At 67.9% G+C, this 16,048-nt stretch carries 10 protein-coding genes; 4 read left to right on the forward strand and 6 right to left on the reverse strand.

Annotation, left to right across the window (positions count from 1 at the left end; genetic code table 11):
- The first annotated feature begins 24 nt into the window (after positions 1 to 24).
- Positions 25 to 957 carry an L-tyrosine/L-tryptophan isonitrile synthase family protein gene (locus Q664_RS04455; protein WP_043390125.1) on the forward strand — a complete coding sequence of 311 codons (933 nt, stop codon included), beginning with the start codon at positions 25 to 27 and terminating at the stop codon, positions 955 to 957.
- Between the two features lie 25 nt (positions 958 to 982).
- Here Q664_RS04455 and Q664_RS58830 read toward each other — a convergent pair whose 3' ends face one another.
- Entirely contained in the window at positions 983 to 1,147 is a 165-nt protein-coding gene (locus Q664_RS58830; protein WP_160174332.1) for a hypothetical protein, read from the reverse strand.
- 195 nt (positions 1,148 to 1,342) lie between these two features.
- Between Q664_RS58830 and Q664_RS04465 the strand changes: the two genes are divergently transcribed.
- Entirely contained in the window at positions 1,343 to 2,044 is a 702-nt protein-coding gene (locus Q664_RS04465) for a hypothetical protein (protein WP_043390130.1), read from the forward strand.
- A 27-nt stretch (positions 2,045 to 2,071) separates the two neighbouring features.
- Here the strand turns inward: Q664_RS04465 and Q664_RS04470 are convergent, their stop codons facing one another.
- From Q664_RS04470 to Q664_RS04480, 3 genes are all read right to left on the reverse strand, one after another.
- Entirely contained in the window at positions 2,072 to 3,082 is a 1,011-nt protein-coding gene (locus Q664_RS04470) for a hypothetical protein (protein ID WP_043390133.1), read from the reverse strand.
- A gap of 104 nt (positions 3,083 to 3,186) precedes the next feature.
- Positions 3,187 to 4,017, reverse strand: a complete 831-nt coding sequence (locus Q664_RS04475; RefSeq protein ID WP_043390135.1) for an aldo/keto reductase — start codon at positions 4,015 to 4,017, stop codon at positions 3,187 to 3,189.
- Positions 4,018 to 4,208: 191 nt separating this feature from the next.
- On the reverse strand, positions 4,209 to 9,239 hold the full coding sequence (locus Q664_RS04480; RefSeq protein ID WP_043390137.1) for a myxosortase-dependent M36 family metallopeptidase: 5,031 nt from the start codon (positions 9,237 to 9,239) through the stop codon (positions 4,209 to 4,211).
- Between the two features lie 1,032 nt (positions 9,240 to 10,271).
- Here Q664_RS04480 and Q664_RS04485 point away from each other — a divergent pair.
- Positions 10,272 to 10,835 (forward strand): hypothetical protein, encoded by a 564-nt coding sequence (locus Q664_RS04485; protein WP_043390139.1) that lies wholly within the window; start codon positions 10,272 to 10,274, stop codon positions 10,833 to 10,835.
- A 459-nt stretch (positions 10,836 to 11,294) separates the two neighbouring features.
- On the opposite strand, the gene Q664_RS04490 is transcribed toward Q664_RS04485, so the two are convergent.
- Together Q664_RS04490 and Q664_RS04495 are read right to left on the reverse strand one after the other, a co-directional pair.
- The gene (locus Q664_RS04490) at positions 11,295 to 12,554 is read right to left on the reverse strand and encodes a cytochrome P450 family protein (protein ID WP_052517661.1); all 1,260 of its coding nucleotides are present in this window, start codon (positions 12,552 to 12,554) and stop codon (positions 11,295 to 11,297) included.
- 108 nt (positions 12,555 to 12,662) lie between these two features.
- Complete coding sequence (locus Q664_RS04495; protein ID WP_052517662.1) at positions 12,663 to 13,562, reverse strand: helix-turn-helix transcriptional regulator; 900 nt, start codon at positions 13,560 to 13,562, stop codon at positions 12,663 to 12,665.
- Between the two features lie 446 nt (positions 13,563 to 14,008).
- Here Q664_RS04495 and Q664_RS04500 point away from each other — a divergent pair, with 446 nt between their 5' ends.
- On the forward strand, positions 14,009 to 15,235 hold the full coding sequence (locus tag Q664_RS04500) for a polysaccharide deacetylase family protein (RefSeq protein ID WP_084609520.1): 1,227 nt from the start codon (positions 14,009 to 14,011) through the stop codon (positions 15,233 to 15,235).
- The last annotated feature ends 813 nt before the right edge of the window (positions 15,236 to 16,048 follow it).

The raw sequence follows: 16,048 nt of genomic DNA on the forward strand, positions 1-16,048 counted from the left end.
CGCCATGCCCCCAGGAGAACCGCCATGCAGATGACGACCGTACCGGATGCCCTCACCACGAGCATCAGCACCTCGATCCTGAACCTCCTCCTCCGTCACCACCGCACGACCGACCCAACGCCCGCCCCCGCGATGGCGTTCCCCCACCAACTGCGCCACATCTCCGCATTCGTCCGCGAGGGTGCCCCCGTCGTCTTCACCCTGCCCGGATTCCCCTGCAAGTCCCCCAACCCGGCCAAGGTCCTGGGCCACCTGCCCGACCAGGGAGAACGTCTCTCCCTCACCTTCCTGGACAACCTCTGCACCGATATCCAACGGCTCCATCCGCCCGGCGCCCGCGTGATCATCTGCTCCGACGGCCACATCTTCGGTGACTTCATCGGCGTCCCCGACAACCACATCGACGCCTATACCGACGAGCTCCGCACACAGATAGGTCAATTGGGCCTGAAGAGACTGTGTGTCTTCGACCTGCGCGACGTCCTCGGCAACCTCCCACACCCCGAGAAACGCACCCACGTCCACGACCGCTACGCCCCCGCCCTGGATGATCTGCGCGCCGAGATTCACGCCGACGACAACACCCTCTCTCTCTACCGGGGCATCACGCGCTTCCTCGTCGAGGACACCCCCCACTGGCCCGGCACCCGCTCCGCGCTCCAACGCGTCTGCCGGTCACGCGCCTATGGTGTCATCCAGCGCAGCCGCGCCTGGGGCAACCTCATCGCCGAGCACCACCCGAACGCCGTACGACTGTCCATCCACCCCCAGCCCGTCGGCGCGGCCAAACTCGGCATCCGCCTCCTCGACGCCCCCGACGCCTGGACCACTCCCTGGCACTCGGCGGCCCTGCGCCGCGCGGACGGTACCTGGACCCTCATGCCGCGCGCGAAGGCCGCGGGACTCGGGCGTCTGGTGCACCTCGACGGCAAACCCAGCCACTTCCAGCAGGACTGAGCAGGAGCCCGCCTCGTGTTGCGCCTCAGCGCAGGTCGTACACGTACTCGTAGTAGCGCGAGCAGCCGGTGCAGACGTCGAAGATGCCGAAGCCATGCGGCCCTTCTCGGCGGGCGGAGGCCATCCAAACCTTCTCGAAGGAGACGAGCCGAAGGAGCGTCTGGTGGACTACTTCGGGCGCGAGAAGCATGAGCGCCTCCGGGCGCTGAAGCGCACGTGGGATCCATAGAACGTCTTCCATCGAAACGAGAACATCGAGCCGTAACCGGTTGGGAACAGGGAACATCGTCAATCCCGGGCCCTGTGTTCTACACCGCTCAATTCCTGTCCAGGTGCCCCTTGGGGCTCCTCTGGGATTGGGCGGAAGTAGCTAGGTTGGCGTGCCATGCGCGCTCTCTTCGCCCTGATGTTGCTCGTCGCCGCCTCCGCCCGAGCGGAGCTGCCCCTGCAGGAGCTCCTCGAGCGACTCGGTGAAGCCGAGGAGAAGAAGCTGGCTGTTCCCGCCTGCCTCTTCGTGGAGAGCTCGGTGACGGAGCAGTTGGACAAGGAGGGGAAGAGCCTGGGGCGGATCACCCGCAGTTACGAGGTGCTCCGCGCGGGGACGAAGGTGGTGTCGCGCAAGAAACTCTCCGAGAAGGAAGAGGGAGAGCTGGTCGGCCAGCTCAAGGCCGAGCCCCGGGATCAGAATCAGAATGAAGATCCACGCGGGCAGCTCTCACCCTTCCACCCCGGGATGCGCGACGAATACCAGTTCGAGCAATCCCCGGGTCCTCGCGAGGGATGGGTCACGGTGAAGATCACCCCGCGCGAGAAGGACAAGAAACGGATGAAGGGCACGGCGGTGGTGGATTCGAGGACGGCCCAGCTCATCTCCCTGCACCTGTCACCCTCGGTACTGCCCGCCATGCTCGACAGATTCCAGGTCGACTTCGTCTACGCGGATACCCCCTGCGAGCGGCATCCCACCCAGCTCCAGTTCGCGGGCTCGGGCGGCGTGCTCGTCTACAAGGTGCGCTTCCGCACGCAGGTGATGATCTCCGGACACCGGCGTTTGGACTCCGCCGCCGTGGGGGGCAGCGGTCCCTGAGCAGCTCACCAGGAGCGGTCGCTCGCGTCAGCGCCCCGGCGGACGGCCGCGCTCCGGGCGCAAGATCGCCACCTCTCCATCGAACGCCCCTTCTCCCAGGCGGGAGAGATGGAGCGCCTCTGGCCCCGCATGCAAGACGAGATCGTCCGCGTCCAGGAGCCCGTTTGCATTCCCGTCGGAGTAGAAGGCCCCCACGTGCTGGAACTGCCTCGCACGGGTGTACCGCACGGCGAACAGATCGCCCGGCCGGACGTCCTTGCCAATGGATAGAGCCCGATCCGGCGCGCCCTGGCGGATCTGGACCGTGGCCGCCCTGGGAAGCTCCTCCACCAAGGAGGCGACGTTGAAGTCGCGCTCGAGCGGCTTGCCCATCCAGCGGGCGCGCGCGGCCATGAGCACGTCCGCGCAGTCCACGCCGATGTAGTTGTAGCTCTGGTGCGGAACGGAGCCGAACACGCCCGGGACATTGAAGAAGGAGGTGAGGTAGCCCAGGTACCCTTCCCCCTCGCGGATGGAGATTCGGAACACTTGGGGTGAAAGACCTCGGTGATCGCTCCGTTCGAGCCCCGGGGAGCGCGAGACGGCGCCGCCTGCCTCCACCTCGGCCTGGAACCAGAAGGTGCCCACGTCTTCCACGTAGTGGGGTGCCTTGGCCGGATGCGGCTCCAGCTCCTCGCCCCGGAGGACTCTCCCGGAGGTGTCGAGCGGGTTGATCTCCCAGCGGCCGCGCAGGCCCTGGAGCTCCTCGCGGAGGTAGGGAATCTTCCCCCAGCCCGCCCAAGCATACGGGGAGGGCTCCCAGGGATGGTTGGCGTTCTTGTAGTAGCGCGAGAGGTCCGCGTAGATGCGGTACCAGCGAATCGTAGCGCCTGGGCGGGGAGCCACACGCAGGGCGATGGCCTCGCCCTTGCGTGGCGAGATGGACGCCCCACGCATCCAGCGCCCGGAGTCAACGCGGGCCTCGAGCGAGAGGTCTCCAGCCCGGGAAGAGAGGGCGGCCAGCAGGCTCGCCGAGAAGAGCAACGCTCGTGGTCCCATGGACCCTACGGTAGCACTGCTCGCGAATGGGTCTCTCGTGAGCCCCGGCACCGCCGCGGCCGACCTCAACACCGCCCCCATTCCGCCATGCTCCCGTCGCGGCGTCAGAATGTCGCCGTCATCGGATCGGGACCGATGCGGCCATTCGCGCTATCGAGCTTCGCGATCCGCGCCATGTCTTCTGCATCGAGCCTGAAGCCGAAGACATCGAAGTTTTCCTTGATGCGGGCGGGCGTTACCGACTTCGGGATGACGACCAGGCCATTGTCGATATGCCAGCGGATCACGACCTGCGCCGGCGTGCGCTTGTGCCTGGCGGCGAGCTGGCCGATCACCGGATCCGACAGCAGCTGGCCCTGGCCGAGCGGGCTCCAGGACTGGGTGACGATGTTGTGCCTGGCATGGGCCTCGCGCAGCGCCTTCTGCTGGAAGCGCGGATGCAGTTCGATCTGGTTCAGCACCGGGACGATGCCGGTCTCGCCGATGATGCGGTCGAGATGCTCGGCGGTGAAGTTCGAGACGCCGATGGATCTGGCGCGGCCCTCTTCCTTCAGGCGCTTCAGCGCCTTCCAGCTCTCGACATAGAGGCCCTTGCGTGGCGCGGGCCAGTGGATCAGGTAGAGATCGACGTAATCGAGGCCGAGGCGCTTCAGGCTCTGGTCGAAGGCCTCGAGCGCGCTGTCACCGCCCTGCGCACTGTTCCACAGCTTGGTGGTGATGAAGACCTCCTCGCGCTTCACGCCGGAGGCACGCAGGCCCTCGCCAACGCCTTTCTCGTTGTCGTAGATCGCGGCCGTATCGACATGGCGGTAACCGGCCTCGAGCGCGGTGCGCACGGCAAGTGCCGCCTGCTCGTTCGAGGACTGCCAGACGCCGAGCCCGACCTGTGGGATGGAACGGCCGTCATTGAGTTGGATGGAAGTCTGGGCGGACATGGGGAACTCCTCTTTGGCTCGAAACAAGAGGGTTGGCACGATAGGGCCCAACCGGTCCGCCGAACAGGGAATGGGCGGTACGGAAATGACGACGCCGGAGCTCCGGGGGAGGACCCCAGCGCTCCGGCGTCAGACTTCACGTCAGCCACCCCTCCCCCACCCAGACACCGGAGGGGGAGGGACGCCGCGGCTCAGTTCAGCCGACGGCGGCGCAGCAGACTCAGCAGGCCGAGGCCCAGCAGGCCCATCGGCGCGCCGGCGCCCGTGGACGAGCAGCCTCCCCTCACCGGCGTCACCATCACGCTGACGATGGAGGCCGAGCTCGCCGAGGAGCCATCGCGCACCACGAGGCTGAAGCGCAGCTCCGTCTCCACATCCACCTCGGGGGCGGTGAAGGACGGAGTGGCGGTGTCCGCCCCGGACAGCGACACCGTCGGGCCAGCCACCTGCGTCCACTCGTAGGTCACCGCATCGCCGTCCGCGTCCACGCTGGCACTGCCGTCCAGCTGGACCTGGTCGCCCGGGGTGCTCAGCTGGGCGGTGCCCGCCTGCGCCTGGGGCTCACGGTTCACGTTGCGCACCGTCACCTTCACCTGGCGGGTGACGGAGGTCTGGCCGTCGAACGCCATCACCTCGAAGACGATCTCGGTGTCGGCGGCGACGTCACCCGCCACGAAGGTGGCGCGAGAGGAGTCCTCGTTCTGCAGCGTCACCATGGGGCCGGACAGCTGCATCCAGTGGTAGCTGAGCGTGTCGCCGTCCGGATCCGAGGCCAGGGCCACGAGCTCGACGGGGCGACGCTCGTCCGCGCTCAGGTCCGCCACCAGCAGGGTGGGCCCACGGTTGAGGTTCTTCACCAGCACCTCCACCGTGGAGGTGATGGTGTCCTTGCCGTCGTTCACGCTCAGCTCGAAGGCGAGCGTCTCGTCCGCCATCACCTCCGGAGCGGTGAAGGTGGGGTAGAGCGTGTTGGCGTTGCCGAGCGTCACCGCCGTGCCCGCCGTCTGGCGCCACGCGTAGGTGAGGCTGTCGCCGTCCACGTCCGACGCGGAGCCCGTCAGCGTGTAGCGGGAGCGCTCGTCCGCCACGCCGGTCACGCCCGCGTTGACGGTGGGCGCGCGGTTCACGTCGCGCACCGTCACGTTCACCGTGGAGCTGACGCTCTCGCGGCCGTCGCTGACCGTGAGCGAGAAGCTCAGCGTCTCATCCAGGGTGACCTCCGGCGCGACGAAGCTCGCGGTGAGCTTGTCCGCGTTGCTCAGCGCCACCGGCGTACCGGCCGTCTGCGCCCAGCGGTAGGCGAGCGCGTCGCCATCCGCGTCCGTCGAGGAGCCCATCAGCGTGTGGGTGGCACGCTCGTTCACCATGCCCGCCACGCCCGCGTTGACGGTGGGGGCGCGGTTGACGTTGCGAATCGTCACGTTCACCGTGTCGATCACCGAGCGCTTGTCGTTGGAGACGGTCAGCTGGAGCACCACGACGGAGTCCGCCGTCACGTTCGGCGCCGTGAAGGACGGGGTGAGCGTGGCGGGGTTCACGAGCGTCACGGCGGGGCCGGACAGCTGCGTCCAGTTGTAGAGCAGGCTCTTGCCCGCCGGATCCGTGGCGCTGCCCGTCAGGTTCACCACCGCGCGCTCGTTGGCCGTGAGGTCCGGACCCGCCGAGGCCACCGGCGAGGAATCCGTGCCGCACACCCCCGACTGGGGAGCGAGCGCCGTGAAGGGCTTGTTCGTCAGACCCGAGAACTGCAGGTCATCCAGCACCCAGCCCGCGCCCGCGGAGGCGTTGTCCGAGCCGATGCGGAAGCGCACCTGCACCGTCTTGCCCGCCCAGGCGGTGCCCAGGTCGAGCGTGGCGGTGGTCAGGGCGGGGTAGCCCGCGCTGCGGCCCACGATGGCCTGCTTGCCCTTGAGGGGGTTGCCGTTGGTCGGGTAGAGCACCGGATCGTGGAACAGGCTGCCCGCGTACAGGGCGCTGCCCACGTCCACCCAGTCCGACGTGCCCGCCTCGGAGACCTCGATGATGGCGCCGTCGTAGTAGTCCGGCGGAGAGACGGTGTTGTCCGTCTCGAAGTCATAGGCGTGCTTGAAGGTGATGATGAAGGGCTCGGTGCCCACCTGGAGGAGCGGCGTGGTCAGGCGAACGTCGCCGGCGCCGCCGGGGTTGGGGCCGAAGAAGGAGCGGCTCAAGTCGCTGGCCTGCACCACGGAGAAGTCCGCGTTGGCCAGGGACGTGTCGTGCGTGAACGTCCAGGGCAGGGTCTTGGCCTCCACCGTCTCCGTGGTGGTGGCGTTGGGCAGCTCGTTGTAGTTGGCCTTGGCCGAGAACGTGGCCGTCTTGTCACCCGGCTGCGCCTGGTTGGCGTCGCGCAGCGCCACGATGAAGTCCAGCCGCTGCTCGGTGGCCGCGCCGCTCAGCGACACGGGGATGACGGCATCGACCATGCCACCCGCGGGGATTTCCGGAACGGAGGCCGTGCCACCATTGCCCAACGTCACCCCACGGCTCGAGGAGAGCACGGTGATGGAGGTGGCGGTGGCCGTCGTGGCGCCCGAGTTGCGCACCTTGACGCGCAGCTGGCCCGTCTCGCCGTTGTCCAGGATGCCGTCCGAGTCGCAGGAGCTGCCCGACAGGTCGTCCGCGAGCGACATGGACACGAAGTCCACGTTGGTGCCCACCTCGAAGCTCTCCACCAGGCCCGCGTGGGTGGTGGAGGTGCGCGGCGGGGCCACCGCGCCCACGCCCGCGCCACGGGAGGCGAAGGCCTGCCAGAGGCGCTCGGCATCCGCCGGATCGTTGGCGCGCGCGGCGGCGATGATGGCGTCACGCGCCTCCAGGTACGTGGGCGCGTTGGGCGTCATCTTGTAGCCCGTCACCAGGTAGCTCTTCATGCGGTCCTGCGCATCCTGGAACGGATGGGCGCGCAGCAGCCGCACGTAGCACTCCCAGAGCATCGTGGCCCAGATCTCGCCCGAGTTGTGCACCTGCGAGTTCACGCCGGTGTTGGGCAGGAAGGGCGCCGTGGTGGGCAGGGCCACCCCGTTCATGATGTGGCGGAAGCTCAGCGCGTTCTTCGCCCGGTCCACCGAGTAGGTGCCGCGGCGGATGCCGAAGAAGCTGGCGTTGTTGGTCAGTCCGCGCGTGGCGAACTCGGCCGCGGCATAGGCGCCCGTCCAGTTGGCGTTGGAGGGCACGTTGATGTCCTCGGCGCGCACGATCATCAGCAGGGCGTGGAAGTCACCCCAGCCCTCGCCCATGGAGCGGCCCTGGTTGTTGCTCAGACCGGCGGCGTTACCGACGAGGCGGTTGCTGATGTAGTGGCCCCACTCGTGGGCCACGATGCCGTTGTCCACGGTGCCATCCAGGTTGAGCGCGGGCTGGCGCCGCAGCTGCACGGTCACGCCGGAGACGCCCCGGAGCTTGTTGCCATCCGCGAGCGTGACGCGCAGCGTGGGGATGGTGATGGTGGTGGAGGTGCCGCCCATGTTCGCGACGCCACCCGCCACGTTGTCCGCGATGATGACGCCCGTGGCGCCCGCCGTCTGCGCGTTCGTCACCTTGACGGTGAAGTCGCAGTTGCCGCGGTCGATGATGGCGATCTTCCCCGCCACCGCCGCCGCGTTGGTCAGCTCCGTGCACCCATCGGTCGCGGGCGCCGTGCCGTCCTCCGCGACCACCACCTCACCCGAGACGTCGAAGGTCTGGGGACCGAATCCCGCCGCGATGCCCACCTCGTAGACACCCGCGACCGACGCGGGCGAAAGCGCCGTGAGCCGCGCGTCCTTGCCCGTGAAGACGTACATCTGCATGCGCGGGGACGCGCCGTCCGCGGGCGTGGACATGTTGGCGTTGTTGGTGCCGCTGTAGTCCTGCGCCTCGGCGCGGATGGCGTCGTTCTCCCTGCCACCCCGGCCGAAGTTGTTCGCCTGGGCGTTGCCGGAGGCCTCGTCGAAGCCCGCGTCGTAGAACCAGTCGTGCAACCAGTTGTTCACGAAGAACAGGTTCGTGGTGGCCGCGGCGATCTGCTCCGCGTTGGCGTTGGGCTGGATGTCGAACAGCATCGTGCGGTCGAACACGCCCGGCGCCGTCACCGTGGGACGCAGGTCGCCGGTGTTGTACCCATCCGGCTCGACGAGGTCCGCGTACGCATCCACGTTGTTGCCGGTGGTCACCGTGGCCCCCTCCGGCAGCCAGGGATCATTTCCGCTGAAGGGCGCGTTCCGCAGGGTGACGAGCGCGGGGGCGACGAAGGGCGGCGTGTAGCCGTCGAGGTTGCCCGTGGGGTGCGGCGTGGCCGCGGAGCCCGAAGGGCCTTCGTGCGGCGTATAGGGCGGCGTGGTGTCCGCGTAGGTGCGGTAGCTGAACTCCGCGTGCGCCGTCAGGTTGTTGCGGAAGAGCAGCCGGCCGTCCACCGCGGACACCACGTAGGAGTAGTAGTCCGAGTCGGTGCTGCCCGGACGCCCCGTGTTGAGCTCCACGTAGTACGCGGGCAGCAACGCGTCGGGCATCGGGTAGAACACCTGCTTGACGCGGGCGGGGATGACGAGCCCCTCGGCCAGCGGGCGCGCGTAGGACACCAGCTCGTAGTGCGAGTAGATGTCCTTCTCGTCCGAGCGCTGGCGCGTCAGCAGCGTCGCGTCCAGCGTGCCGCCCGTCAGGTCCCGGTAGGCCGTGCTGATGGCCTCGGCCGCGGACATGCCGAAGCGCAGGCGCTCCATCGAGGTGTCCGCCGACACGTGCGGCGACAGCGAGCCGGAGAGCGCCACCAGCTCGTTGCTCGGGTTGAGCAGCGCCTTGAGCGACTGGTTGAAGATTTCATGGCCACCCACGTTCTGGGCGAAGGTGACCACCTTGGCGCCCCGGGCGTTGCGGCTCACGGACGACACGCGCGCGCCCGAGGCCTCCACCGACGCCGCTCCGTAGAGCGACACGTGCTCCTGCACTTGCAGCAGCGCCGCGTCCTCGACCGACATCCGCGCCAGCCGCGAACGCTGCGGCGAGGGCGCGCCCTGACTCGCCCACACGAACGTGGGCAGGCCCCGCTCCTCATCCATATGGGCAACGCGCGACAGGTTGCCCGTCACTGGCTGACGGCCCGCGGCCTTCTTGAGCGCGGGTTTGAGATCTTGCGTGACTTCGTAGTTGGGGAGGTTGCGGGCAGTGGCGCCAGTACCGCACAGCGCCAGGGACAGGCTCGACAGCGTGGAGAACAGCCTTCTCACGTCAGGGACTCCGTCTTCGCGAGTGACAACGGGGGTTCATCACCTGGCCACACGCCACCTCGAGCGCTGCTTCCGGAGACCTCACCGCGTCCCCGATTCGCCTCGTGGCAGCAAAGTGTTGCCAGGCTGAAGAGTACGGGGTCCGGGATGTCGCCGACTAGGCGACACCCTCATTTTTCCCTTGAAAAAGTACCGCCCGGTGCGTCGTAGCTCGTGAATAAACGGAAGTGATTGGAGTCCCCGGCGATCGTTGCTGCCGAATACGAAGGCGGTACTACAGGAATCGGCTGAGTGGTCGCAATGCAGGCAGGCAGGCGCCAGGTGCTGGCGAACCTGACGGCTCCCAGGTGGCTGACGCCACCCGCTCAAAACAAACGTGACGCGCGCCCGTGCGCCCGGCACCGCACTCAATACAGCAACGAGCGAATGACGGTGCTCGAGTACGTGGGGACTCCTCCAACCCCCACTGGCCTTGGACGTTGTAGCCCCAGGCCCACACGGCCCATCAGCGCTCCGAGCCAGACTCCCAGCAGTCCAGACATCCATCTTCCTGTATTGCGTTGCATTTCAGGGCTCCTGGTCAAATCGGTGGCCGCAGTCCCCCGCCCCCCCCTGGGACGGGTTTCTGGATGGCTTCTGTCATCGCGCTACTGGCACCACCGGAATTTGATGGAGCGACTTCACTCGGTCAGGCCACGATTGATGCCTCGAAGAGCGCTGCCCACGCACTCTCAAGAAGTGCGCACGCTCTCTCAAGAAATGAGGCGGATGGGGTTGGCCCAGCGATGCCCTGCACGATTGCATCCGCCATACCAGGGAGGGAGACGGATGGCTTTGGACGACTCAGGGAAATCCCACTCAGGGGAATCCCTTAGAGCGGAAGCCATGGCCATGAGCGACGCCTGGAACGCAATCATCCATCTTTACAGGAAATGCCTTGAAATACCGTTTTGATTTGAAATGCCTCAATCGGCAGTGCTAGTAAGGCATTGGCTTCGGCCAACCCCAACACAACCCAATCAGGAGAAGTCCATGACGAGGAACGTGAAGCGTTTCCTGGCTGCCTCTCTGCTGTCCCTCACGCCGTCGATCGCGTTCGCCGGGCAGGATGAGTCCGGCTTCTTCCTGGACCTCCTCTCCCAGCGTGACGAGTTCGTCACCCTCCGGGAGGTGGCGGTCCAGATTCCCGTGCTGCGCGACGCGCCGGCGGCGTCCATCGCCCCCGCCGTGGAGAACCTCCTGGTCCTCAACCAGACCGGCGCCGACATCTCCCTGGGCCTCCAGGTGTTGACGGGGACGCTCAACGGCGTGTTCAACCCCTACCCCGTGCCCACCGCCAACATTGGCGGCTTCCAGGTCAGCGCCCCCGCCCCCACGCCGCTGGTGGCCCAGCAGTACTACTGGACGGTCGATCCGGCGAACCCGGCCGGCGCGAAGACGTGTGTCTGGCGGGTGGAGGTCAGCGACGTAGGCGGTTCCTGCTCGGCGCAGGTCTTCTTCGGCACCTACGGCGGCGCCGTCTGCACGGTCGACGCGGCCAACTCCTTCATCAACCCCACCACGTGCGAGACGCAGATCCTCACCGTCATTCAGTGAGCTGACTTCAGTGAACTGAGCCGTGAACCGTCTGGGGTGGCTGCGCGGACAGCCACCCCGGGCGGGAGGGATTGAGGATGTCGCCAGAGTGACGAACTGCAGACGGAGCAGAAGCCGCGACGCGTCTTCTCGGACGACTGGAACCCGAGCCCCGCCTGGAAAGCCGGCCTGGGCTGGGGCGGGAACATGACCTGGTGGCCTATGCTCCCGGGATGCGTCTCCCCGCCCGGGCTCCCGATGCGTCCTTCGCTCCCCTCGTGCTCGATTCGGACGAGCCCCGGGCACGCCGCTTCCGCGTGAGCGGGCTCGCCGGCTCCACCGCGAGGGGCGGCCTGCGCTGTTCGGGCAGTGCCCAGTTCTCCCTGGCGGGCTGGGAAGACGTCCAGGAGCGGCTGGGCCGCCCTCTCCCATGGAGAGTGGAGGCCCTCCACACCCGGCTCGCTCCAGGGGTGAAGCGTTCTACGCGGCGAACAGTCCAGCCGCCGAGCCGGACGGGGACACGGAGAGGGGCAGCGCCTCCAAGCCGCGCAGGCCGATGTTGGGACGCCAGCGCAGCTTCTCCGCCGGCACCGCCAGGTCGAGGCGCGGGAAGCGCCGCAGCAGCGCGGGGATGGCGACCCGCGCCTCCAGCCGGGCAAGCGGGGCTCCCAGGCAGTAGTGGATTCCGTACCCGAAGGACACATGGCGATTCGGGCTGCGGGTGATGTCCAGCTTGTCCGCGTCGGGGAACGCCGTCTCGTCCAGGTTCGCCGAGGCGATCAGCAGGGAGACCGCGCTGCCCTTGGGAATGAGGACACCCGCGATCTCCACATCCTCCTTGGCGAAGCGCGGCGCCACGACCCCCACCGGGTTGGTGAAGCGCAGCATCTCCTCAATGGCACTGTCGATGAGGTCGGGCTGCTCGCGCAGCTTCTGGAGTTGGTCAGGGTGCCGCACCAGTTCCAGCACACCGTTCCCGATGAGGTTCACCGTCGTCTCGTGCCCGGCGAAGAGCAGGAGGAAGACCATGGAGATGAGTTCGTCCTCACTGAGCCGGTCCCCTCCTTCCTCGGCCTGCACCAGCGCCGTCACCAGATCATCCCCCGGCTGCTCGCGGCGCAGTTTCACCAGCTTCCGGAGGAACCAGTTCAGCCGCAGCATGTTGGGGTAGTTGCGGATGAACGCAGTGGGGGTCACCGCCGAGGAGTCCAGGACCTTGGCGATCAGCCCGCGGAAGCGGATGCGGTCGGACTGGGGGACGCCGAGCATCTCCGCGATGACCGTCAGCGGCAGGGGCAGCGCGAAGTCCTCCATGAGGTCCACGACCGGCTTCCGGGCGGCGGCGTCCAGCAGCTCTTCGGTGATCTGCGCCACCCGCCCGTTCAGGTTCTCGACCATGACGGGGGTGAACGCCTTCTGGACGAGGTTGCGCAGGCGGCGGTGATCCGGTGGATCCTTGAGCACCATGCTGGAGACGAGCAGCCTCAGGATGGCCGGCATCCACCACCGGTCCAGGGAGGAGCCACCGGGGACATTCCGGCGGTCATTGGCGAACCGAGGATCCTTGAGGACGCGGACGACCTCCTCGTACCGGGGGAGGACGAAGCCCTGGCCGAAGAGGTCCGTCGATTGAAGGACCGGCCCCAGTTTCCGCAGCTTCGCGTAGACGGGGATCGGATTGGCTCTCGCCTCCTGGGCCTTGAATTCGCGTTGAAGGTCGACGCGCGCTGTCTCCACCATGTTGAACCCGCCTGTTCGTGGCCCCCGGGTGGGGCGGTTGGGGGGTTGGTTATGCGCGAGGGGTCCGGCCGGCACCAGGGCCCACATTGCGGTGAAAATTGACCGGGCTCAGCCGCCCGCCTGACGGTGTCTCTCGCGCCAGGCCCGGGGCGTCATCCCGTGCGCGCGCCGGAAGCCGCGGACGAACGAGGTGGCATCCGAGTAGCCGACCTGGCTGGCGATCGACTCCACGCTCGTCGTCGTCTCCAGCAGGCGGCGTCGCGCCTCGGCCATACGGTGTTCGCGGAGCCAATCGCCCACGGTCAGCCCGGTCTCCTCGCGCACCGCCGTGGCGACGTACGAGGGCGTCCGGTCCACCGCCGCCGCCACATCCGCCAGTGAGATGGGTTCCAGGCTGTGGGTCGCGACGAAAGCGAGTACGTCCCGCACCAGCCTGCCCGGCGATGGCCAATGCCCAGACGCGTGCTCGCGCGCCTCGCGCTGGAGCTCCGTCAGCAGCAGCGTGAACAGGGCGCTCGTCGCGCGTTCAAAGCCCCACTGCCGTTCGCGCAGCTCCGCGTCCAGCGCGGCGATGAGGCGCTCGATCCGCTGGCGCCGCGCCTCACCGAGCAGGAGCCTGAAGGACCACCGGGAGGCGAGGCTGCTTGCCAGGTCCGCCCCTCCTGTCATTGGGGTGCGGCCCGGCGGCTCCGTCTCCAGCGAGCTCAGCAGCGTGGGGTCGAAGGCCACCAACCAGCCCTCCAGCTCACCCACGTTGAGGGCGTGGATCTCCACCCCCGCGGGGATGAAGTGGAGTTCCCCCGGGCGCACGTCCACCAACTCCAGGTGGCGGCCGCATCCCTTGCCTCCGGTGACGAGGAAGAAGAGAGCGAAGGTGGCGACAACCGGTTCGTGCGAGGACGAGAGCGTGCGGCTGGCGATGTGGTTGACGTGGAGCGGGAGTCCCCGGGCGCCGAGCGCCGCCAGCGTAATGATACGGTGTCGCGGCTTTCGGGAAGAGGGTGGCATGGAAGCAGCCTACGCCGCACGGGGGGCACGGCGCGCGGCGGACGCGGAGCTTTCCGCCGGACGGCATCGTATACGCGCCAGGGCGCTGGACCGGCTGAGCGGCCTCGACTGAGCCTCGAGACTCTCTGGCAGGGGCCGCCCGAGCCGTGAGCCCGGTCGGTGGAGACGACGCGCGGCCCCTTGGTCGGTCAAGCGACGCCGCGTCAGCCTGCGTCTCGCCTCACGGTGCAGGGGGCGGAACCCCCTCCCGCCCCACGAAAGGCGGGGCCTGCTCTTCCCCGCGAGCTGGCACTGCGGCGCGGCGAAGGGTGGGGCATCGAACCCAGGGACAATGGCCTGTCCTGACGAGCGAGCCATGGGCATCTTCATTTCGGAACTCCAGTGACGGTGCCCCCGTGCGCTCCCGCTGCGGCCGCCCGTGCTGGGGCAAGCCACAGGGGGCCACCATGCCAACACGCGTCTCGCTGAACTTCGATGACTGTCTTTCCAGCCAGCTCCAGGCCGCGGCGATACTAGAAGCCCGGGGAATGCGCGGCACCTTCTACATCAACAGTGGGAGGCTGGGCCTATCCGGCCGTCTGACGGTCGCCCAGGTGCGTGCGCTCCAGGACGCCGGACACGAGATTGGCGGCCACACGCTGACCCACCCTCACCTGACCACGCTGTCGGCGGACGAACAGCGGCGGGAAATCTGCAACGACCGGGTGGCCCTGCTGAACCAGGGCTTCCGGGTGACCTCGTTCGCCTACCCATTCGGTGACAAGGACTCCGTCACACGGCAGATCGTCATCGACTGCAACTACAACTCTGCCCGGGAGAGCGGCGGCCTGCGCACGCCCACGGGCGGCTCCGGCAATCCCTACGCGGAGTCCGTTCCCCCCGCGGACGCCTACGCCATCCGCACGCACGGCTCCGTGCAGGACACCACCTCGCTCGCGACCCTCCAAGCCTACGTGCTCCGGGCGGAAGAGAGTGGCGGCGGGTGGGTGCCCATCGTCTTCCACCACATCTGCGACGGGTGCGGTGAGACGTATGCGATTACTCCGGCGAACCTGGCGGCGTTCCTCGACTGGCTGGCCCCGCGCGCCTCGCGGGGAACCACGGTCGTCCGCATGGACACCGTCATCGGCGGGGAGCTGAAGCCGCCCGTCACCTTCCCACCGGAGGTGACCCCGACGCAGCTCTTCAAGAACCCGTCGCTCGAAGCGGACAGCAACGGGGACGGGACGCCGGACTGCTGGCAGCGCGGCGGCTTCGGCACCAACTCCTTCACCTGGACTCGGACGACGGATGCACACGGCGGAAGCTGGGCGCAGCAGGTGCGCATCACCAGCATCTCCAGCGGAGACCGCAAGCTCATCAACCTGCAGGACGGCGGCTCGTGCGCGCCCCCCGCGACCACCGGCCACCACTACCGAGTCTCCGCCTGGTACAAGGCCACCACGTCGGTTCGGTTCAAGGCGTACTACCGCAACACCTCGGGTGGTTGGGATTTCTGGACGCAGGGGCCGCTGCTGCCGGCGACCAGCACCTACACCCGGGCCGAGTGGACGACGCCCGCCGTGCCCTCGGCGGCCAGGGCGCTCAGTCTGGGCATGTCGCTCGACCGGGTGGGCACGCTCACCATGGACGACTTCTCGCTCACCGACATCGACGAGACCGCCTCACCGTGAACCCGGGCCCACCGTGCTCGTGCGCACCGGGCGTAACGCCTCGTGGCGTCGCTTCGAGGAGCTGGTTCGGCCTCGAGCCACGGCTCGGGCAGGCGACGTTGCCGGGCTTCATGGCTACTTCCAGTGGAGGCGGCGGGAATCGAAGCCGCCGCCGGCGGCCCCTGGAACGACGTGGTCAGCGCGGGGTGCTCAGTAGTAACAACGCCAATACGAGGCCTCGCCCCCGTCGCAGTAGCACGTGGCGTGACCGACATCCCCGATCTTGCACGTCCGTGGGTTGGCTCCAGACGATGGGCAGGCGGTACCATCCAATTCGGCGCAGTAAAGCAACACCGCGGCACGGACCTCGCCTGTCTCATGGGCACCCGGCTGCTCCGTACCGAGCGGCGCGGCATCCCTGTCTGCTTCGACACCACCACAGCCCGCCAGCAAGCACGCAGACAACACGACCCTGATGATTCCTCGCATGTGCCCTCCAAGTTGTGAAGCTTCGCGAGGCTCTCACGACTCTGGGGCAATGACTACCGCAAACGCGTGCAGCCGATGCACCGGTGGCCTTCCGTGGGAGAGCGCTCCAGCACGAGTCTGCTGGAGCACCCATTCCACCTATACCTCGCTCGCGGGGCTGGAGGACACCTTCGCTTCGGAGGTCCGTGTAGGGCCCCGTGGTGCAGCTGTCCGAGGACAGATAGTTGCATCCTTGGCCCTCGAGACGCGGAAGCAGACCAGCTCCGCGGGAATGCCATCAAGGAGCTGCGTGCCGCGAAGGCCCTCGGTCTCGCGGACGCGGTGCTCGCGCGGTGTCACGCGTCC

Source organism: Archangium violaceum Cb vi76, from assembly GCF_000733295.1.
In the GTDB taxonomy this organism is placed as follows: Bacteria; Myxococcota; Myxococcia; order Myxococcales; family Myxococcaceae; genus Archangium; species Archangium violaceum.